Source organism: Bifidobacterium canis (assembly GCF_009727065.1).
GTDB classification, from domain to species: Bacteria; Actinomycetota; Actinomycetes; order Actinomycetales; family Bifidobacteriaceae; genus Bifidobacterium; species Bifidobacterium canis.
On record NZ_WNLP01000002.1, the window covers coordinates 313,547 to 334,045 of the forward strand.

General features: G+C 59.5%; 17 protein-coding genes and 1 pseudogene. 14 read left to right on the forward strand and 4 right to left on the reverse strand.

The window, feature by feature from the left end; all coding sequences use genetic code 11:
- Window positions 1-57: 57 nt before the first annotated feature.
- From GSD1FS_RS03685 to GSD1FS_RS03705, 5 genes and pseudogenes are all read left to right on the forward strand, one after another.
- Window positions 58-1,527, forward strand: a complete 1,470-nt coding sequence (locus tag GSD1FS_RS03685; RefSeq protein ID WP_155588420.1) for a Mur ligase family protein — start codon at window positions 58-60, stop codon at window positions 1,525-1,527.
- Between the two features lie 5 nt (window positions 1,528-1,532).
- Window positions 1,533-2,296 (forward strand): annotated as a pseudogene (locus GSD1FS_RS03690) (type 1 glutamine amidotransferase).
- A 104-nt stretch (window positions 2,297-2,400) separates the two neighbouring features.
- A complete protein-coding gene (locus GSD1FS_RS03695; protein WP_155588421.1) occupies window positions 2,401-2,757 on the forward strand; it encodes a phasin family protein in 357 nt (118 codons plus the stop codon).
- Window positions 2,758-2,875: 118 nt separating this feature from the next.
- Window positions 2,876-5,146 carry an AarF/UbiB family protein gene (locus tag GSD1FS_RS03700; RefSeq protein WP_155588422.1) on the forward strand — a complete coding sequence of 757 codons (2,271 nt, stop codon included), beginning with the start codon at window positions 2,876-2,878 and terminating at the stop codon, window positions 5,144-5,146.
- Window positions 5,147-5,219: 73 nt separating this feature from the next.
- Window positions 5,220-6,257, forward strand: coding sequence for a glycerophosphodiester phosphodiesterase family protein (locus tag GSD1FS_RS03705; RefSeq protein WP_155588423.1), 1,038 nt, complete (start codon window positions 5,220-5,222; stop codon window positions 6,255-6,257).
- A 148-nt stretch (window positions 6,258-6,405) separates the two neighbouring features.
- Here GSD1FS_RS03705 and upp read toward each other — a convergent pair whose 3' ends face one another.
- Window positions 6,406-7,047 (reverse strand): uracil phosphoribosyltransferase, encoded by a 642-nt coding sequence (gene upp / locus GSD1FS_RS03710; protein WP_155588424.1) that lies wholly within the window; start codon window positions 7,045-7,047, stop codon window positions 6,406-6,408.
- 192 nt (window positions 7,048-7,239) lie between these two features.
- Between upp and GSD1FS_RS03715 the strand changes: the two genes are divergently transcribed.
- Window positions 7,240-7,626 (forward strand): hypothetical protein, encoded by a 387-nt coding sequence (locus GSD1FS_RS03715; RefSeq protein ID WP_155588425.1) that lies wholly within the window; start codon window positions 7,240-7,242, stop codon window positions 7,624-7,626.
- Between the two features lie 10 nt (window positions 7,627-7,636).
- Here GSD1FS_RS03715 and GSD1FS_RS03720 read toward each other — a convergent pair whose 3' ends face one another.
- From GSD1FS_RS03720 to GSD1FS_RS03730, 3 genes are all read right to left on the reverse strand, one after another.
- Window positions 7,637-8,368: a hypothetical protein gene (locus GSD1FS_RS03720; protein WP_155588481.1), complete on the reverse strand. Its 732-nt coding sequence runs from the start codon at window positions 8,366-8,368 to the stop codon at window positions 7,637-7,639.
- Window positions 8,369-8,372: 4 nt separating this feature from the next.
- Window positions 8,373-9,434 carry an NUDIX hydrolase gene (locus GSD1FS_RS03725; protein WP_155588426.1) on the reverse strand — a complete coding sequence of 354 codons (1,062 nt, stop codon included), beginning with the start codon at window positions 9,432-9,434 and terminating at the stop codon, window positions 8,373-8,375.
- A gap of 359 nt (window positions 9,435-9,793) precedes the next feature.
- Window positions 9,794-12,028, reverse strand: coding sequence for an RNA degradosome polyphosphate kinase (locus GSD1FS_RS03730; protein WP_155588427.1), 2,235 nt, complete (start codon window positions 12,026-12,028; stop codon window positions 9,794-9,796).
- A 1,211-nt stretch (window positions 12,029-13,239) separates the two neighbouring features.
- Between GSD1FS_RS03730 and GSD1FS_RS03735 the strand changes: the two genes are divergently transcribed.
- From GSD1FS_RS03735 to dnaX, 8 genes are all read left to right on the forward strand, one after another.
- Window positions 13,240-14,055, forward strand: coding sequence for a CpaE/TadZ family protein (locus tag GSD1FS_RS03735; RefSeq protein WP_343030185.1), 816 nt, complete (start codon window positions 13,240-13,242; stop codon window positions 14,053-14,055).
- An 80-nt stretch (window positions 14,056-14,135) separates the two neighbouring features.
- Window positions 14,136-15,203 (forward strand): TadA family conjugal transfer-associated ATPase, encoded by a 1,068-nt coding sequence (locus GSD1FS_RS03740; protein WP_196425023.1) that lies wholly within the window; start codon window positions 14,136-14,138, stop codon window positions 15,201-15,203.
- 42 nt (window positions 15,204-15,245) lie between these two features.
- Window positions 15,246-15,941 carry a type II secretion system F family protein gene (locus GSD1FS_RS03745; RefSeq protein WP_155588429.1) on the forward strand — a complete coding sequence of 232 codons (696 nt, stop codon included), beginning with the start codon at window positions 15,246-15,248 and terminating at the stop codon, window positions 15,939-15,941.
- Between the two features lie 97 nt (window positions 15,942-16,038).
- Window positions 16,039-16,533, forward strand: a complete 495-nt coding sequence (locus GSD1FS_RS03750; RefSeq protein WP_246165765.1) for a type II secretion system F family protein — start codon at window positions 16,039-16,041, stop codon at window positions 16,531-16,533.
- Between the two features lie 144 nt (window positions 16,534-16,677).
- Window positions 16,678-16,956 (forward strand): DUF4244 domain-containing protein, encoded by a 279-nt coding sequence (locus GSD1FS_RS03755; protein WP_155588431.1) that lies wholly within the window; start codon window positions 16,678-16,680, stop codon window positions 16,954-16,956.
- Window positions 16,953-17,321 carry a TadE/TadG family type IV pilus assembly protein gene (locus GSD1FS_RS03760; protein ID WP_155588432.1) on the forward strand — a complete coding sequence of 123 codons (369 nt, stop codon included), beginning with the start codon at window positions 16,953-16,955 and terminating at the stop codon, window positions 17,319-17,321. The genes GSD1FS_RS03755 and GSD1FS_RS03760 overlap by 4 nt, the downstream gene beginning before the upstream one ends.
- 15 nt (window positions 17,322-17,336) lie before the next feature.
- Window positions 17,337-17,795 carry an Rv3654c family TadE-like protein gene (locus tag GSD1FS_RS03765; RefSeq protein WP_246165767.1) on the forward strand — a complete coding sequence of 153 codons (459 nt, stop codon included), beginning with the start codon at window positions 17,337-17,339 and terminating at the stop codon, window positions 17,793-17,795.
- Window positions 17,796-17,956: 161 nt separating this feature from the next.
- Complete coding sequence (dnaX, locus tag GSD1FS_RS03770) at window positions 17,957-20,467, forward strand: DNA polymerase III subunit gamma/tau (protein ID WP_155588433.1); 2,511 nt, start codon at window positions 17,957-17,959, stop codon at window positions 20,465-20,467.
- The last annotated feature ends 32 nt before the right edge of the window (window positions 20,468-20,499 follow it).

Sequence of the window (20,499 nt, forward strand, 5' to 3'; positions counted from 1 at the left end):
TAAACGAGCACGGCGTCGTGTAGAAATAGAGAGATATACGTTTTGAAAAGAGGCAGTATGGCACAGGATCACGCGCCTTGGTATGGTTTCGCGACGCCGCTGGTCGGCAAATCGGTGCGCTGGGCGTCGCGCCTGCTCCACCACGGCGGCAGTGCGTTCCCCGGCAAAGTGGTGGAACGTTTCGACCCCACGTTCCTCCGCCGCACATTGAGCACATTGCCGCTTGGCGTGGTGCTCGTCTCCGGCACGAACGGCAAAACCACAACGACTCGCATGGTCGCCACGATGCTCGAATCGTTGGGATTGCGCGTGTTCACCAACCCGACCGGTTCGAATTTCACGCGCGGAGTCGTCTCGTCGATGCTCACGGAGATGCCGCTCAACGGTAGGCTCGACGCAGACATCGCCGTGCTCGAACTCGATGAGGCATACGCCGTGCACTTCGTCGAGCAGATCAAACCGCGCTATGCTCTGCTGCTCAACGTGATGCGCGATCAGCTCGACCGTTTCGGCGAGATCGACAACACAGCCCGTTTGCTCGGCCATGTTGCGGAGAACACGACGGATGCGGTTGTGCTCAACCGTGAGGATCCGCGCATCGCCAAGCTGCACGATCTCGTGCAAGTCGGCGCACGTACCGAATATTTCGGACTCGATGAATCGTTGCGCCACTATTTCCCGACGGACGACGACATGACGACGACGTTCGCCGTGCAGTCAGCTGACACTGATGTGCACGCCGACGAGCAGATTATCGACGTCGACCACAATGTGCATGCCGCCGATTCCGTGCACGCCGACGTGCTGCTCACCGGTGTCGGCGACCACCACGCGCAACTGCTGATAGACGGCGAAGAATACGCTTCCGATGTCAAGCTCGAAGGCGTCTACAATCTGTTCAACGCAGCTGCCGCACTCACGGTGATCCGCGCGATTCAACGCGATCTGCGTGAACCGAACGCGATTCTGCACGATTCCACGGTGCTTGGCTCGGTGGGCTCGCCGCGCGCAAAGGAATTCGCTGCACGCGCCGAACATTTCGCTGACGCGACGCCGCAGGATTTGATCAACGCACTCGCAGACGTGACTCCAGCATTCGGCAGAGGCGAGAAAATCGACGTGAACGGCACGCCGGTTGAACTGCTGCTCGTCAAGAACCCGATGGGCTTCCGCCTTGCGCTCGCCTCGTTCCCGCCGGATGACGCCGACACGATGATCTGCATCAACGACGAATATGCCGATGGTCGTGATATGAGCTGGCTGTGGGACGTCGACTTCACCAGCCTGCGCGAAACGGGCGTCGCGATGGTGTCGGGCGTGCGCGCATGGGATATGGCGCTGCGCTTGGAATACGATCAAGTGCCGGTGAAGCAGGTAAACACCGAGTTGGAGCAAGCGGTCAAGACGTTCGTTGCGGAAAATTCCGGCACAACAAAGCATATTTACTGCACATACACGGCTATGCTCGCCATTCGCGCCGCGCTTGGCACCATCGCCGACGTTGCCGACGCTGGAGTTGGAAAGTAGGGAAGATGGAGCAGTCAGCAAGCAAACGACCGATCGACATCGTGTCGCTATACCCCAAAGACATGAACATCTACGGCGACAGCGGCAACGTGCTCGCCATCGAACGCCGGCTCTCGCTCTACGGTTACGAGCCGCGCATTCACGCCGTGAACCAGAACGACGCATGGCCAGATCACGCCGACATCATTCTGGGCGGCGGCGGTCAAGACACCGGCCAGAAAAGATCATCGAAGACCTGTTCCGCCGCGCAGACATGCTGCACGAGCTCGCGGATGACGGCGTGCCGATGCTGATGATCTGTGGACTCTACCAGCTCTTCGGCGAATATTTCGAGACGGTTGACGGCACGAAGCTCGAAGGCATATCGATTATTCGCTCATACACGGTCGGACGCGATGTGCGCATGATCGGAAATCTCGTTGAGCACTCCGAACTTTTCGGTGACATCATCGGCTACGAGAACCACTCCGGCCAGACTTTCCTGCGTGAAGGTGTCGCCCCGCTGGGGCATGTGGACGGCGAGGGAACCGGCAACAACGGTGAGGATCACACCGAAGGCGCGCTCGTCAACCATGTGATCGGCACCTATATGCACGGTTCGCTGCTGCCGAAGAACCCGAAGATCAGCGATTTTCTGATTCGCGCCGCCGCCGAGCGTCGCTACGGCGAATTTGCACCGCAGTTCACCGACGAAACGCGCGAGCAGCTTGCGCACCTTGACGAAACCGCAGCTCGTGCGCGCGAAGTCGCAGCGTCCCGTCCGCGGTAACACTGTTTTTCGATAATGCTCGTGAATATTTACGGTGACGGCGTACGGTGTCGAAAGCCGCAAGAGTGTAGAGTTGGAGTCAACGTTTAACCTAGGAGGGTACTATGAGCGACGACAACAAGAATGTGTTCCCAGACTTCGGCGAAGGCCTGCGCAAGATCTTCCTCGCCGGCGTTGGCGCCATCGCGACCACCGCAGACAAGGGTCAGGAAATCATCAACGATCTCGTGCAGCGCGGCGAACTGACCGTCGAGCAGGGCAAGAAGCTCAACTCTGAGCTCGCACACAAGGCCAACGATCAGAAGACCTCGCTCAAAGACAAGGCAAACGAAGCCACCAACACTGTGCGTGACGCAGCCGCTGGCCTTCGCAACCAGGCAGAGCAGAATCTCAAGGAAGACACCGCGAGCGAAGACACTTCGAGCGAAGATGCCGCCGAGCAGTCTGACTCCGAGAAGTAATTTTTCTCTATCTTCAATCTGATCGAATATTGCGCCGCCTCATGTGGGCGGCGCATGTTTGCAGACCAGTATTTTCAGTATCTTTTCAACACACGCGGCGGGTTGACTGAGCAGCGGCATGAATAAACCAAGCGATTCACACAGCGAAAACAATGCGGCGAACGAGCCTGCGCAGCATGCGCAAGGTGAGCAGAGCGCGCCCGAACGGCAGCGCGGCAAGCAGAGCGAGCGGCGCGAGCTCGAGCACGACGTGCGCCGCGAGGAAGCCGAGCAGCGCAAGGAACGGCGGGAGCGCGCGCACGACGAGCACAAGCTCGAGCGTGAGGAACGCCGCGACACCGCGCAACTGATCGATGTGAGCAATAAGCTCGAAAATCAGGAGGCGCACAGCGACGGCGCGGCGTTCGATAACGCGCGTGACAACAAGCTGCGCGCCGACGTGGAAACCGAGGAATCCGAGCGGATTCTGCAGCTCGGCGACGAAGTGGAGCGTGATGAAGCCGCAAGCAGCGAAGAAGCTACAGGTAGCGAAGCCTCTAGTGAAGCTGCCGGTGACGAAACGGCCGGCGGCACGGCGAACAGCGATGCAACGGAAAGCAGTGAATCAGACAGCGGTGAATCAGACAGCGTCGCCACCGCGCAGGCCGCGCTCGCAAGCACGTCAGCGGGCGAAACATCCGACATGCACACGCACGACGTTCCCGTTGATTTCGCGCGGCGTTCCGCCGACGACGAAGAGACGATCGGCTTATTCGGCGCGCGCAAACGCGATTTTTCCAGCGAATACCATCTGACGCGCCGCAGCAAAGTCAAGCGACTCAACCAGATCGGCAAAATCGCGCTCGAATATGACGCGTGGCGCGGGCTGACGCCGGTGAAAATGCGCCTGATGTTCGAAGCACTCGGCCCGACCTTCGTCAAAGTGGGGCAGATCCTGTCGATGCGCTCGGAGATTCTGCCCGAAGCGTTCTGCTCGGAGCTGTCGAGACTGCGCGCCGACGCGGATCCGATGCCATATGCAGTGGTGCTCGAAACGTTGGAGAACGAATACCAGCGGCCGTTGGAAGAAATTTTCGAACATATCGATACGACGCCGCTCGGCTCGGCTTCACTGGCGCAAGTGCACCGCGCAACGTTGAAAACCGGCGAAGACGTTGCCGTGAAAGTGCAGAGGCCGGGTGTGCGCGAGACGATGGCGCAAGATATTTCCATCATGCGCTCACTTGCGAAAGGTGCGACGCACATCATGCACAATTCGCAGGTCGTAGACTTCCGTGGCGTCGTCGAAGAACTCTGGGAGACGTTCGACGAAGAGACGAACTTCCTCAATGAGGCGCGAAATCTCGCTGAATTCAAACGATTCTGCTCGCATTACGCATATATGGACTGCCCGACGCCGTTCACCGACCTGTGCACCGAGCACGTGCTCGTGATGGAATACGTCGACGGCATTCCGATCTCGCACACACGCGAACTCACCGATGACGGCTATTCGCTTGAGGAAATCGGCACGAAACTCGTCGACAACTACGCGTCGCAGATACTCGACGCCGGTTTCTTCCACGCCGACCCGCATCCTGGAAATATTGAGATTCGCGACGGAAAAATAATACTGCTCGACCTCGGTATGACCGGCCGTCTCGACGCACGCACCCGCGCCGCGCTGAAGCAGATGCTGTTCGCCGTCGCCAAGCAGAACTCCTCGGATCTCGCGGATGCGTTGCTCCGCTTCGCCGGAGCAGACGCCGAGCGAGCGGATTACCCGTCGCTGCTCGGAGATCTCGACAGCATCATCGAAGAATTCGGCACCGTCGATCTCGCCGACCTCGATTTGGCTGCGTTCCTCGCCTCGCTCACGCAGATGGCGCGTAGGCACGGCATTGAAATCCCCAGCTCGGTCACCACGGTGGGACGCGCGCTCGTCACGCTGGAAGGTCTGCTCGACGAGTTCATTCCGAACGTCAACATGATCGAGATCATCTCGCAGCACATCGAAACGTCGAAATCGCCTATCGAAGTGGCTAAATCCGAGCTCAAATCACTGGGCATCGAAGGGCAGCAGGCAGTGCACAATGGTCTCAAAGCAGTCACCGAGGCGAACACCGCGCTGCACATGCTCACACGCGGCGAACTGCGCATGAACCTCGACTTCGTGGGCTCTGAGGAACCGCTCAGCCAGCTCTCTGACATGGTGAACCGACTGACGATGGCGTTGATAGTCGTCGGCCTGTTCGTCGGCTCGTCCATCGTCTATTTCGCCGGAATGAAGCCGATCATCTTCGGCATCCCTGTGGTCGGGTTCCTCGGCTACGTGATCGCATTCCTGCTGTCAGCGTGGATCGTGATCGACATCATGGTCAAGAGGCGGGCTGCAAAACGCAAGAAATAGTGCGAATAGCGGAGCGTGATGCGGCGGCGCGCAAATTCGGCTAGGCTCAAATATGGTACACAAGGAGGGCAATATGGCCAATGGAATCAAAAAGGTGCTGCTGGGTGGCGCAATCGCCGCTGGCGTGGGAGCATGGGCAATCGCGCCTCGCACATTCGGCAACAAGCGTAAGAACTATGTGCCGACGCTGCCGGATGTGCTCTACGCGCATCGCGGCCTGCACGATGCCGGTTCAGGGCTGACGCAGCAGCATGCCGGAGAAAGTGGCGAATACATTGCGCTCGCACGTCGCATGGCATTGCGCGCAGGCTACGGTTCGATCGACGAGCCGGGCCCGATCGCGCCAGAGAACTCACTCGCAGCTTTCGCAGCCGCCGCTGAAGCCGGCTACGGCATTGAGCTTGACGTGCAACTCTCGCTCGACAATCAAGTGGTCGTGGCGCATGACCCGGATCTGCTGCGCGTCGCCGGTGACCCGCGTCGCATTCAAGACTTGACCTACGACGAGCTCGTGCGCATTCCGCTGTTCCCAACGGCTGCGCCGGGCGCCGACGTGTCTCCGTTGCTGCCGGGCGCCACCGAGAACCCGCCGCTCGTCACCACCCCATCGGAAGCGCCGACCGGCTATTACCAGCACGTTCCGCTGCTCTCCGATGTGCTGCGCGTGGTCGACGGCCGCGTGCCGATCATCGTGGAGTTCAAGTTCTCGAATAACCGCGCGTGGAGCGACCGCGACGAGGAGCTCATGCAGGCCGCCGCCGATCTGCTCGAAGCCTACAAGGGTCTCTATGTGGTCGAATCGTTCAACCCGGCCGCAATGAACTGGTACAAGCGCCAGCATCCAGATGTGTGCCGTGGCCAGCTCGCCGAAAACACTGATCTTGCGAAGAATCCGGTGATGTGGATGGCGGGCAAGCTGATGTTCAACGAGATTTCGCGCCCAGACTTCATCGCCTACAACTTCAACGCCGGTGACGCCGCGATGCTGCGTTTGGTGCGCAAGATGGGCGCTCAGGCCGTCGCGTGGACTGTGCGCACGTCGGATGAGCTCGACAACGCGCGTCCGAACTTCGACCGCTTCATCTTCGAAGCCTTCGTGCCGCAGCAGTGAACGCGTAAATCTTCCGCATACTCATGCTGTGCGCTGCAGAGAGTATTCTCAGCAGCGCACAGTTTTATATATATGTATATAAAAATATTGGACAGCCACTTTTATTAGTAACTGTCCAATATTATATAAGAATATTAACTAATTAATATTAGTCGATGACTCCGTAGAGACGGTCGCCAGCGTCGCCCAAGCCAGGGACGATGTAGCTCTTCTCGTTGAGCTTCTCGTCGACTGCGCACACGACCACGCGGAAGTTGATGTCGGTGCGAATGTTCTCCTCGACGAACTTGATGCCCTCCGGCGCGGCGATGATGCAGATGGTGGTGACGTCTTTTGCGCCCTTGTCAATCAGGTAGTGCGTCGCGGTGACGAGCGTGCCGCCGGTGGCGAGCATCGGGTCGATCAGGAAGCACTGGCGGCCAGACAGATCGTCGGGCAGGCGGTTCGCGTAGGTGATCTGCTGCGTCGGGTGCTCTTCGTCGCGCTTCATGCCGAGGAAGCCGACTTCGGCGCTCGGCATCATGCGGGTCATGCCGTCGAGCATGCCCAAGCCAGCGCGCAGCACCGGCACGATGATCGGACGCGGCTTGGCGAGCTCTTTGCCCACCATAGGAGCCACAGGAGTTTCGATCGGCTTGTCGACGACTTCGAGATTGCGAGTCGCTTCGTATGCTTCGAGAGTGACGAGTTCGGAGACGAGCTCGCGGAAGGTGGATGACGGGGTGTTCTTATCGCGCAACAAGGTGAGCTTATGCTCGACCAGCGGATGATTGAGTACATGCAATTCCATGCTTCCTAGCATAGCTCGAATAGCGGGCGACGTTGCCTGTTCCGCGGTTGACGCAGTGAAGAATTATGACGTTCGGTGGAGCTGCGGCGTGTGGTGTGCGGCGCGCAATATGCGCGGTGCGAGTTGGCGCAAGGCTGGCGCAAGTAAATCCCATGCAAAATCTCTTGCAGATCTGGCGCGGGCAAATAAGATGTGAGCGTCAAGAGAAGTAAGGAAAACGCCGGACCGCAAAAGCGCCTGTCGGCGCAAACGCCGCTCGCGGCGGCAAAAACGGAGCCCGGGGCTATGTACGGCCCGACGCGAACTCTATTGTACATGCAGTTCGCCGCGACGCGCGGAGCTATTGTTCCGACCGCGCAGTTGCGTTTTGCTGTTTTGCTGTTTTGCGCTATACTTTTGCTGTTTTTACCTATAATTACGCCCAAATCTGTGTATAAACGGCAAAATAATATGACAAAACGGCGAAATTATTATATTTCGCCGTTTCTGCGGGTGGATTTGCTGGTTATGCAGATTCTTTCGCCGTTTTTACACGTCTGCATGCAGTATTGTGTGCGAAAACAGCGAAATACTTGGTAAAAACAGCAAATTACTCCAGCTTGCCCTGCCTCCACAACGCTGCGCCGTGACGGAAGTCTTTGGCGGTCACCGTCAGATTTGCCGCAGTGTGTAGCATCTGCGCGGCTTGCGTGCGCAGCTGTTTAATATCGGCGTTAGACAGCGAGATGCCGACGCCGGAGGAGTCGGCGCGCTGCGTGAACTGGTGAGCCTGCGCGCGCAATCCCAGCGAGACGATCGTGACGAACGCGGCGGCGCGCTCAAGCGCGACGGCGAAATCACCGCGGAACGCGCCGGCGAGAATGGCGTCTGCAATGCGCGCGATATCGTCTTCGGTGGGCGCGGGGTCCACGCCGGCGATCGCCGATGCCGACGTTGCCACCGGCTCGCCGAGACGCCACAAGTGGGCGATGGAATCTCGCTGTTTGCGCATCCACGTGCGCAGCAAATACAGTCTCCACAGCACGCCTGGCAGCGAGTCGGGCTCGGCGTGACTCCATAGTTCGGCGATCACGTCAACGCCTTCGTGGTCGACGAGCGTCAGTACGCGCTCCACAACGGCGGGGTCGTTGGTCGTATGCACGTGGTTGAGCAACGCCCACGCCGTAGTATGCGAGATTTCACTGAGTCGCTCGGGGTCGACGTCGCTGGCGAGACTGTCGGCAAGCGCGGGGTCGAGCTGGCCGGGGCGCGCGGGGCGCGGCGAGCCGGTGTGAGTAAATGAGGAGCGGCTTGAAATAATCGAACCGGAGCCAGAATGCATGGAATTAGTAGACAATGGGTGTCACTTTCTGTATGTCGATGATGCGCGGGCCGTCTGGCGTGCGCACGAAGAACAGTGCGAGCGCGTTCGCCGTGGCCATGTACGGCGACTTCGCAACGAGTTTCTTCGCCAACGATTTTTGTGTGCAGAGCGCACGTAGATGTTCAAAGATACCACCGATCACCGGGCGGTGCATGCAAATGGCGAGCGTGTTGCCAGTTTCCGCCACGTGACTGATCTGCTGCGAGAAGCACACCCATGCGGCATCGGGGTCGGTGGCGAACGCGTCTTCGGTGAGCGGTTCGAGCGCGCGTATGTCACGCTTGGTTTGCCAGGAAAGCATTTCAATGGTTTCCACGCAACGCATCCACGGCGAGGTGGCGAGCTCGACCGGATTGTAGCAGGCGAGTTCGCGGCTGATCGCAAACGCCGCAGCCGCACCCTTTGGCGTGATCGGGCGGTTCGACTCGGTGCCGTCCCACTGCTTGCGCGGCTCGGCTTTCGCGTGGCGCACGAGTAGCAGCGGTGTGGCGAGCAGTGCGCCCTCCTGAACGCGGTCTACGAACAGGGCGAGAATGTCGCGGTCAGACGAATGCGTGAGCTTCTTGCGCGCTTTGGCGAGCGGCAGCCAAACCGTTTCGTTGATTTCGCCGACATCCGCCGCGTGAATCGGGCCGAATGCTTCGCGCACGTGCCAGGTGTCGTCGTCGCTGATCTGCTTCGCCATCCAATATTGCACGTGCTTCATCGTCGATTTCGCGGTCGCCTGACCTGCGTGACGCATTTTCTTACCCTCCGAAGACAGCGGGTATTCCACTTCTCCGAGGAACGGCCCGAGTGTCACCGAGCACCCCGTCTCTTCGCCGATTTCGCGCACGGCGGCGTGCCTGTGCGATTCGTTCGGCTCGAGTTTGCCCTTCGGCCAGCTCCAATCGTCATATTTCGGGCGGTGCACCAGGCAAACTTCCACATCGTCTGCGCTCAATGGTTTGTTCATCGATCCAATACTGCGCACAATGCGGTAGAGAATGCCGCCTGCAGCCTCCACAATTCTTTTCTCACTCATAGTTCTTAAGATACGCGTATTTGGCGGAATATGTGGTCTAGTTAACCGAGTGAAAAGTTAACATGCCCGCTTGTTGTGTGCAATGTGGGCGAATTAACCGGCGGAATAGTTAATATGCCCACATCTGGCGGACTTTGTGGATCAGTTAACTGCGGCGCGGGTTAATATGCCCACATGTGGTGGATTATGCGGGGCAGTTAACTTGCGTACTGGTTAACTTGGCCACATGTGACACAGAGAGAAGTTTGTATTATCTGAAACTTGTACTTTTGGCACAGAAATACAGTTGCCCTGCTTGGTTGCCAGCACAACGAATACTGTGCGGGCAACCCAAGCAGGGCAACTCGTGCGAGAAAGGGTCAGTTCGTGACCTTCTTGCGGGAGTGCTTCTTGATGAGGTACTCCTGGCAGTCGAGCAACGGCTTGCCTTCGGCGTCTTTCGAGTGACGCACATACGTGCCGTCTGACTGCATATGCCACGATGACGTGGTGTCGGCCATCTGTAGGTCGACGTAGTTGATGAGCTCTTCGATCTGCTCAGGTGCGGTGATGCGCACCAGCGCCTCAACGCGGCGGTCGAGGTTGCGGTGCATCAAATCAGCGGAGCCGATCCACACTTCCGGGCCGGAAACAGGGCCTTCGCCGATCTGCGGGCCGTCGGAATTGGCGAACGCGTAGATGCGGCTGTGCTCGAGGAAGCGGCCGAGAATCGAGCGGACGCGAATGTTCTCGCTCAAGCCGGGAACGCCGGGCTTCAACGAGCAGATGCCACGTTCGACGATATCGATTTTCACACCTGCCTGGCTTGCGCGGTAGAGGGCGTCGATCGTCTTCTCATCGACGATCGAATTGACCTTGATCTTGATCCAAGCCTCTTTGCCGGCGCGAGCGGCCTCCTCCTCGCGGCGAATGCGCTGAATCAGGCCGCTGCGCACGGTGCGCGGAGCCACCAGCAAGCGGTGGAAGCTCGACTTTGGGGCATAGCCGGAGAGCTGGTTGAACAGCTTCGTCATGTCTTGACCCACAACCGGATCGCAGGTCAGCAAGCCGAGATCGGTGTATTGACGTGCGGTTTTCGGGTTGTAGTTGCCGGTGCCCACGTGGCAGTAGCGGGTCAGGCCGTCAGCCTCCTGACGAACGACGAGCGAGAGCTTGCAGTGCGTCTTCAAGCCGACGATGCCATAGACCACGTGCACGCCCGCGCGTTCGAGCTTGCGAGCCCACGCGATGTTCGCGTCTTCATCGAAGCGAGCCTTGAGCTCGACGAGCGCGAGCACCTGCTTGCCAGCGGTGGCGGCGTCGATGAGCGCGTCGATGATCGGCGAATTGCTCGAGGTGCGGTACAGCGTCTGCTTGATGGCGAGCACCTTCGGGTCGGCTGCCGCCTGCGCGAGGAACGCCTGCACCGACGTCGAGAACGAATCGTAGGGGTGGTGCAGCAGAATATCGCGCTCGCGAATGGCGGCGAAGATGTCTTGCGCACGGCTCGACTCCACTTCGGCGATCTGGCGGTTCGTGGTCGGCACGAACGGCGGGAACTTCAGGTCGGGGCGGTCGATGCTGCCGAGCTCGAACAGCACGGTGGCGTCGAGCGGAGCTGGCAGACGATACACTTCGTCGGGGCTCACGCCCATCTGGTCGGCGAGCAGCTGCGAGAGGAACGGACTCGTCTCATCGGAGATCTCCAAACGAATAGGAGGTCCGAAGCGGCGGCGCAGCAGTTCCTTCTCGATGGCGTTGAGCAGATTCTCGGCGTCGTCTTCCTCAACCTCGATGTCTTCGTTGCGGGTGACGCGGAACGAGCGTGCTTCCTTGATGATCATGCCTGGGAATAGCGTTTCCAGATGCGCGATGATCAGGTTCTCCATCGTGATGAAGCCGTAGCGCACGTCTTCGGCCTCGTCTTCGGTCATGTCGTCCACCGGAACGAGTCGGTTGAGGTTGTCTGGAATCTTGACGCGTGCGAAGTGCGACTTGCCGGAGGTCGGGTTCTCGACGAGCACGGCGAGGTTGATCGAACCGCCTGAGATGTATGGGAACGGGTGAGCCGGGTCGACGGCGAGCGGCGTGAGCACCGGGAACACCTGCTGGCGGAAGTAGCGGGAGAGGCGCTCCTGCTCGGCGATCGTCAGCTTGTCCCAGCTCAGCAGCTGGATGTGCTCTTTCGCGAGGTCAGGCAAAATATTGTTGACCACGTAGTGCGCATGTTCGTCTTGCAGACGGTGCGCTTCCTCGCTGATCGCGCGCATCTGCTGACGTGGGCTCAGGCCGGACGCGCTGGTCACGGCGATGCCGGTGTCGATGCGGCGCTTGAGGCCGGCGACGCGAACCATGAAGAACTCGTCGAGGTTGCTGGCGAAGATCGCGGCGAAGCTGGCGCGCTCAATGATCGGAATCGATTCGTCTTGTGCAAGCTCGAGCACGCGCTTGTTGAACTTGAGCCAGCTCAATTCGCGGTCGAAGAATCGGTCTGGAGGCAGCGGAAGCTCTCCCTCGTGGGCTTCGCGCTTGTCGCTTTTGTCGGTTTCGGCGATATGCTCGGCTATCTGGCTGCGCAAAATCGCCTTCGATGGTGCGGTGAAAATCTGTGACATGTCTCTACTTTAAGACGAACACTGTGAAAATGCACCATCTGTGCGAAATAACGTGCACTTTGTTTACTATTCGAACGATTTCGACTGATTATCGCGTGTTGCGAAAAGGCTGTTTGTTTTGCATGCGATGTATATGTCGGTCGCAAAGCGTGAGGTGTGGGCTTGCGAACAAACAATTCAGTGTACGGTTTCGAACATGGAGTGTTCGGTGAACTGTGCGATTTTCGGCGGTGGGTGAGCGACACGCCGAATAGTCTTCACAAAGTTTGTTTGAGTGAACATTTCGAGCTGGAAACAGCACAGAAGATGTCTTTTTCATGTTGTTTTGCGTGGAGTATTGAACACGATCAGACAAAAGGCAACATGACTTGAGATTGTCGAATATGGCCTGGTGATGACTTGCGCATTCAAAAAACTGAGCATAATTGCAACTACAAGGACAACTGAAGAGCAGACCCACAAAAAGTATATGATCAGCAAGATTATTACGTTGGGCGGGTATTGGAAAGACTTACCGTCACGACGATGAGGTTGTGCAGAGATTCTGCCTCGTTGGACTTGTAGGGAGGCTCGCAGAGATGCGAGCCTCCTTTATTTTGCTCAAAAAGTGATTTATTTTGCTATAAAATCTTGACTTTTGTGATTAATTGGTGTAAGGGATTATCCACATTGCTGGCGACCCGCAATGTGGATAACTCGTCCTCCGACCACAGTGGCTGGAATGGCTTGCTTCGAGTGCGCGTGGCACGTTCAATGCTGCTATGAATACACAGATTTCACTAGAATCCGCGTTCGGCAATGGCTGCGTTGCACTGCCGTTCGCGCAAGCAGCTACTCGCAGCGTCGTGCGACCTCCTCGGGTTGCCACGCGTGAGAACAATCGCTCTAAGTCGAGTTCGCCGGTAATGCGGAAGCAGCTGCGAGAACGGCAGGGCGCACAGATGAGCGGAGTGGCAACGTCACTCAATGCGCAGAGCGGCGTCAGGCGCAGCGACAATAGGCACAGTGGCAATGGGTACAGCGATATTGAGCGAAGTGCAGCCGTGTGCTCTCGCGCGCAACATATTGCGCCTAGGGCACAGAACGTTGGGGTTGGAGTGCAATCATCGCAGCAACGGTTGTATGCGCCCTCGCACATCGTGATGGAACCGGCGCGGGAACGGACTCGCGGTGGAACGCAGAGCAGGCAGTTGCCGTTATGCGATACCGAAGTGCCATGCAAGAACGTCGTCACGCTTTCGTGCGCAAGCGGAGGCGTGGGCACGACGACGCTGGCGGCTCTGCTGGCACGCGAGTTGAGCCACCGCGACCACGACTGCGCTTTGGTCGACGCCGACATTCGCGCTGGCGGAGGCTGCGTGGATGTGCTGCTGGGCATCGAACACGAGACGGGTTCCCGATGGCATGACGTGCATGCGCCTCTAGGCCAACTGGACGGAAGCGCATTGCGCCGGCAAATGCCGACGTGGGAGGGTGTGGACGTGCTCGCCTACAACTGTTGGCAGGGCAATGAACCGGCATGGTTCGAGATGCAGGCGGCTGTAAGGTCGCTGGCAGAAGTCGAGGATCTGGTGATCGTCGACGCTTCGTATGGCACGTCAATCGAAACGGTGCCTGCATTGGTTGAAGCGCCACACATCGTCGTCGCCGAGCTGACCGTGCTGGGGCTTGCACGGGCGAAAGCGCATATTGAATGGTTGGAGCGCAATGGCGAGCGCAGTGCGGCTCATGCTCAGGAACCGCCGCGCATCGGTGAGGAATGGAAGCCGTTGCGCGGTGCTCCAGGGCCCGTTATCGCAGTGGTGTGCGTGGCACCATCAGCCGCCGCGAAAGGACGAGGCGTTGTGTCGATGGAAGAGGCGCGATCGTATTTGGGCCGTGACGTTATGGGGGCGATCGGCACGGATGCGAAATTATGCGGCGACATTCTCGAGGGGCTGGGGATTCGGCGCGTGCACAAGAAGAATGCGCGCGTGATCGGAGCGCTTGCGAACATCGTTGAGAAGGAATGCGGGGTGCGCGCATGAACGGCTGGGTTTCCATAGGAGGGTCGGGGAGCGGAGGAGGCGCTGGTGCTTCTGGCGTGAAGAACTCGCACGGTGCGTCGATGGACTTTGGCCCGTTGCAGCGCTTGGTCGCTGATGAGCGCGTCACCGATGTGCTGGTGACTTGCGATGGCACGGTGTGGGTGGATCGTGGGCTTGGCGTGGAGTTGGAGCATCCGACGATTCCGTTGGATTCGCCGGCGACCGTGCGCCGCCTTGCCGTGCAACTGTGCGCGCAATTGGGTTGCCGACTCGATGATGCTCAACCGATTGCCGATGCAAGCGCTGCTGATGGCACGCGCATTCATGCGGTGATCGCCCCGATCGTGCCGTATGGGGCGTCGCTGTCGATTCGCCTGCCCAATCGCATCGACGCCGATTTTGCGGCGCTGGCGTCTGCCCGATGCTGGCCGGAGCAGTGGGGGCCGATTCTTGAATGCCTGGTTGCCAAGCAAGCCAACATTCTCATCACTGGTTGCACCGGGGCTGGCAAAACCACATTGCTCAAAGCATTGCTGTCGCGATGTGAGTCGAGTGAACGCATCGTGGTGATCGAAGAGGTGCGTGAATTGCAGCATATGATGCACGAGAACATGGTGTCGTTGGCCTCGCGCGGCACAAATGTGGAAGGTGCGGGAGCCGTTCCGCTGTCGGACTTGGTGAAATCGTCGCTACGCATGCGCCCAGACAGAATCGTGGTTGGGGAATGCCGTGGCGAGGAGGTGCTCGACCTGATTCGCGCGTTGAACTCGGGGCACAACGGCTCGTTCACCACATTGCACGCCAACGGTGTGGGCCGTGTGCCGGGGCGTTTGATCTCATTGGGATTCCTGGCGAACACGTCGCCGGAGGCGATGGCGAGTCTCACCGATGGCGCCTTCGACGTGGTGCTGCATATGGAACGGCGGCCAGGGCAACGCTACATCGCCCAGATAGGCGTGCTCGAATGCGTGGATGGGCGGTTGATCGGGCGCACGGTGAGCGCGTGGAACGGATATGGGCAACCGACGATAGGCGAGGCGTGGGGAGCGTTCGCTATGCGATGGGGAACGGTTCGCGCGCAACAGCCGAACCATGCGCCTGATAGCCGTGTGCGTGAACAGGTGCGACGTTTGGAAACCGCGAGTTGAACGCTTGCGAGGATGCATAACCGCGCATAGGGGGTGATGAACATGGCGATCGTGGCTGCCATATGCTTGTTGGCTGCAATGATGCTGACGGCTATTCCCGAGCACTTCACAGCACGGCGTTTGCGCGCAATGAGTCGCTTGGCGAGCGGCTTTGACGGAAACCAAACGAAACCTGTGCGCTGCGGCATTGGCGTCACGTTGTCGGCGATAATCGCGTCATTGCAGGCGGGCTCTGGCGTCGTGCAGGCGTTGCAACGGGCTCGCGAGCCGACTGCGGTGAACGGCGCTTGCATGACCGCCTCAGCGATATGCGATTGCGAGGGCAACATTGATGTGGTGCAGATCAGTCGAGTGTTCGACGCGTGCCGACTGCCCGAAGAATCGCGTGCTCACAGTGCTCGCGTGGCTTGCGACGTCTGCGTGGCCAGCGACATCAGCGTGCGTTCCGGTTGCCCGGCAGCGCGCTGCTTTGAAGCCGTGCACAGCAGCTACAAGCGAGCCAGACTGCAGGAGGATCTTCGCAACAACGCGTTCGCCGTGCCGAAATCGACGACGCGCATGCTACTCGCATTGCCTGCGGTGGTCGTGGTTTTTGCACAGTTTCTGGGTGCCCAACCACTTGCCATGCTGTTCGGCAGCGTGCAAGGATTTGCAATGCTGTGCTTAGGCGTGCTGTGCTATGCGGGTGGATTCGCATGGATGCGCAAGCTGATGAGCGAATCGCAGATAGCAGTGTGACATGTGCTGGGCGGTGCTGGCGAGCATATTCACAGCCATTGCAACGATGCTATGGCAGACGAGGCGTTCGCATGGGGTCGCCAGGCGGCTTCGAGCGTTGAGCCATCGGCAATGGAGCGCAGGCAGATCACTGCAGAACCCGCGATTCGAGCAGGTGTGCACGGATTGGAGTCCCTCGACCACTTTGCTGCTGCAACTCATCGCCGCCGTGATTGCGCAAGGTGCTTCGATACCGAATGCGCTGCATATGATCGGGCAAAGCTGCGGTGGCGAGGTCGGTGAGGCCTTATGCCATGCGGGTGCTGCGTTGCTGCGTGGAGTGACTTGGCGCGAGGCATGGGCTGCAGTCGACGGCGCTCAGCCTCTCGAATTGATCGCACGCACATTGCGCGCATCATGGGAGAGCGGTGTTTCGCCACTGCCGCAAATCGACGCCGCCATCGAACAGCTCGATGCCAGCGAACGAGCCACAATCGAGCAGCACGCCTCGAAACTGTCGGTCAAACTGCTGCTGCCGATGGGATTGTGCATGTTGCCGGCCTTCCTGTTCATCGCCGTCATCCCGACGATCATGTCGTTTGCACAAACCTGAAGTTGTCCACAACGAAAGCGACCCGCGATGTGGACAACGGCACAGTAATGCACATACCCCGATTCGGCTAGACAACGACTTTCGCGCAGGCGCATAGTTGAGACACGTCTGGAAATTCTGGATGTGCAACCGTAAGGAGTTGACATGGAACACAACGAAGTGGCCTTGCTTGACAACCGTGGGCATGGCGTGACGCGATACATCGATCGAGCAGGCGAACGGCTGCTGCGCGCGCAAGTGAACTTGGAGTCGCGCTGGCGCTCGCTGATGGCACAGCCCGAAGAGGGCGCTGCGACGGCGGAATATGCGGTCGTGCTTGTTGCCGCCACCGGATTCGCCGCAGTGCTCATGGCAGTATTGAAATCCGATGCCGTCAAGACGCTGCTGACCAACATCGTCAAGAAAGCGCTGAACGTGGGATGAACAGGCCGGGGCGAACGCTGTGGCACGACGATCAGGGAGCCGCCACCGCCGAATTCGCGATGGTGCTCCCCGTGATCGTCGTTCTGGCTGGACTGCTGCTGTATTGGGGTCGAGCATCGGTGGTGTCGATCGGATGCCAGGATGCCGCGGCAAACGTCGCCCGCACCTTGGTGGCGCAAGAACAAACAGGGGATTTGCACATGGCGGCGCAAACAGTGGCCGGAGCCAACGTTGGCGTCGAGGTGAACGACCTCGGCAGCAGCATCGAAGTGACCACCAAGTGCGCGGTCGTGGCGGATCCGTGGGGCATCGTTCCCCGCACCGTCACAGGGCATGCGGTCGGCGTGAAACAAGAACAACCATGAAACGGAGGTGGCGATATGACAACCTCGCAGAAGCATGCATCGACAATGCGTTGGGGCAGAGGCTCACACGCTGACCACTCCCAAGGCTATGGGCGCGACCATGAACGGCAAGGCGATGAAGGCTCTGCCACTGTGAGCGCCGTGGCGTTGATCGCGGTGGTCGCCATGCTGATGTGCATGATCGCCGCCGTCACATGCATCGCCATCGCCAAAGCACAGGCTCGCACGGCAGCGGATCTGGCAGCGCTCGCCGCCGCCGAAGCATACTGGAACGGCACGCACGCCGACCCCTGCCCGGTGGGTGCTCACACAGCGCAGAGCAACAAGGCATCGATGGCGAGTTGCGCGGTGGTCGGCACGGATGTGGTCATAGAGGCCATCGTAGAGAGCCAGGTGCCATTCGTCGGCGCTGTGCAGGCGCAGGCGAGAGCAGGGCCTCGGCCTTGCTCATCGACTACAATGGAGACCTCTTGAACACGGTTTGCGCATGGTTTGGCTATGCGAACGGGCAACACGCGGCCATAGGGCAATCGTGTTGCCGAGTGCCGCTGAAACGGCGAAATTAGATGCCGCGCACGCGCTAGGTTATAAAGCACAATCGTTCATTGAACGCGACGGAAAGAAACGGAACAGACATGGCATTGGCGTTATATCGCAGATACAGGCCCGACACTTTCGAAGGAGTGATTGGGCAGGATCAAGTCACCGTTCCACTGATGCATGCGCTGGATGAGAACAAGCTGACGCACGCCTACCTGTTCTCAGGGCCGCGCGGATGCGGCAAAACAAGTTCCGCACGCATTCTCGCCCGTTGCATCAACTGTGTGAAAGGCCCCACCTCGCATCCGTGCGGCGAATGCGATTCCTGCAAAGACTTGGCAACAGGCGGCCCCGGCTCCATCGACGTTGTGGAGATCGATGCGGCAAGCCACAACAGCGTCGACGATGCTCGCGAACTGCGCGAACGCGCCGGCTTCGCGCCGGTTCGCGACCGCTACAAGATCTTCATTCTCGATGAAGCGCATATGGTGACGCCGCAGGGCTTCAATGCGTTGCTCAAAATCGTCGAAGAGCCGCCGGAGCACCTGATGTTCATCTTCGCCACCACGGAGCCCGACAAGGTGATCGGCACGATTCGCTCGCGCACCCACCACTATCCGTTCCGACTTGTGCCTCCCGAGATCATGACGCCATATTTGGAGCACATCTGCGAACAGGAGCAGATCGAAGCGGAACCCGGCGTCTTGCGCTTGGTGACCCGCGCCGGCGGTGGCTCGGTGCGCGACACGCTTTCGGTGCTCGACCAGCTCATGGGCGGCAGCGTCGATGGCGACATCACATACGATTCCACGGTGGCACTGCTCGGTTTTACGCCCGATACGCTGCTTTCGGAAGCGATTGACGCGATTATCGAACAAAATGGCGCCAAGCTCTATGGCGTGATCCAGAAAGTGATCGTAGCCGGATTCGACGCCCGCCGATTCGTTGAAGATCTGCTGGCACGCACCCGCGATCTGCTCGTGCTCACTCTCGGCGGCGACGACGCCGAACACGTGCTGAGTGACGACGCCGAAGCCGAGGATCTTGAGCAGTTGCACAAGCAGGCCAAAGCACTTGGGCTTCAAGAGCTGACGGCGATGGCTGAGATCATGGACGACACCCTCGCACACATGGTCGGAGCCGCCTCGCCGCGTATGCGCTTGGAGTTGTTGGCAGCGAAATTGCTGGCAGGGCGAGCCAGCGGTTTTGCGCAACCACAGGCGCTTCCAGCCTCAAATGCGCAGCAGGCAAATGCCGCACCCGCGCCCGCGTCCCGCCAAGGCGGATTCGTGGGAACGTCCAGAAACGATCAGCCACATGCTGCCACTGCGACCGCACAGCAGGCCGCTCCCGCGGCAGAGCCTGCACAGGCTCAGACAGGGCAGGAAACCGCACAGACTGCACAACCAGAAACGCCCGCGTCGAACGTGCCGACGATCGATGAGCAGATCAGGCGCAATGGCACGGTTGACGAACGTTGGGATGCGCTGGTCGCCGCCGCTCCAGCAGACGTGCGCTCGTACATCGAACGAGCGAAGGTGCCTCGCGTGATGCTGGCCATGGATAAGCGTTCGGGCAAGCAACGCTTGTGGATCAAATTCCAGACCCCGCTCGACAAATACGCGTTCGCGTTGGCAGTGAGCAAGGAATCGATCGCCGGAAGCAACAGCGTCGTGTCGATCGTGCGCGCCCAAGTGCATCAAGTGTTCGGCGCAGATGTGGCTCTGGCTCCAACCGAGAAGATGGCCAACGGCGAGGCCGCGCCGCCGCTGAGTAAGCTTTCGCCGGAGGAAGTGAAGCGCGTCAAAGCGCAGTTGCTGCAGCAGTCGATGTCGGGCATGCTTGCGCACCCGCGCGAAAGCCATGAGAGCGCTGCCGCTTCAACGTCGGACTCCTCGCAGGAGTCAAGCGATGCGGAAGGGCATCGAGCCGGTTCGCCCGTTCTAGCGCAAGATGACCCATGGGCGAATCCGGTGCGCCCGAACATACAGTCGCTTGCACCGAATGCCCAAGCATCATCGCCGCAGGAGCAGTCCGCCGACGAACCGCATGCAGAGCATGAGGCCAAGCATGTGCCGGTTCCCGACGTTTCCGATGGCATTGACCCGTGGAGCATTCCCGAAGACGACCATGCGCACATCGATTTCGGTCGCGTGCAATCGATCGAACAGCAGCACAATGGCTCCAATTCGGCCAGTGCGCCACAGGCAGCGAACCAAGCGCAAATGGAGAACGATCCGTGGAGCCAGATGCCGCAGAACGCGTTCGGCTCTGCTGCGCCAAGCCCTGTGCCCGAGCAGGAGCCGAATGCGCCGGTCAATGTGGAGGCGGTCTATGGCATGAACGTCGGCGAGAACGTGCCAAGCGCCGAGCCGCCCCAGGGGCAATCCGCGCAGCCAAGCCAACCGCAGCAGGCCACCGAGCCGCCTGTCGCCCCCGAAGACGACGAATACTCGATGACCGATGCCCATTTGCAGACCGCCGACCTGATGGACATGGACGCGATCAAGGAATTTTTCGACGTCAGCAAGGTTGAGCATTTTGCGGCGGACGATGCGAACAATCCGCTCAATCAGAAGCCGCGCAAACTCGAACACGATTCGTGAGCGGCAGGGCTGCGCGTGCAAGCGCGCGTGAG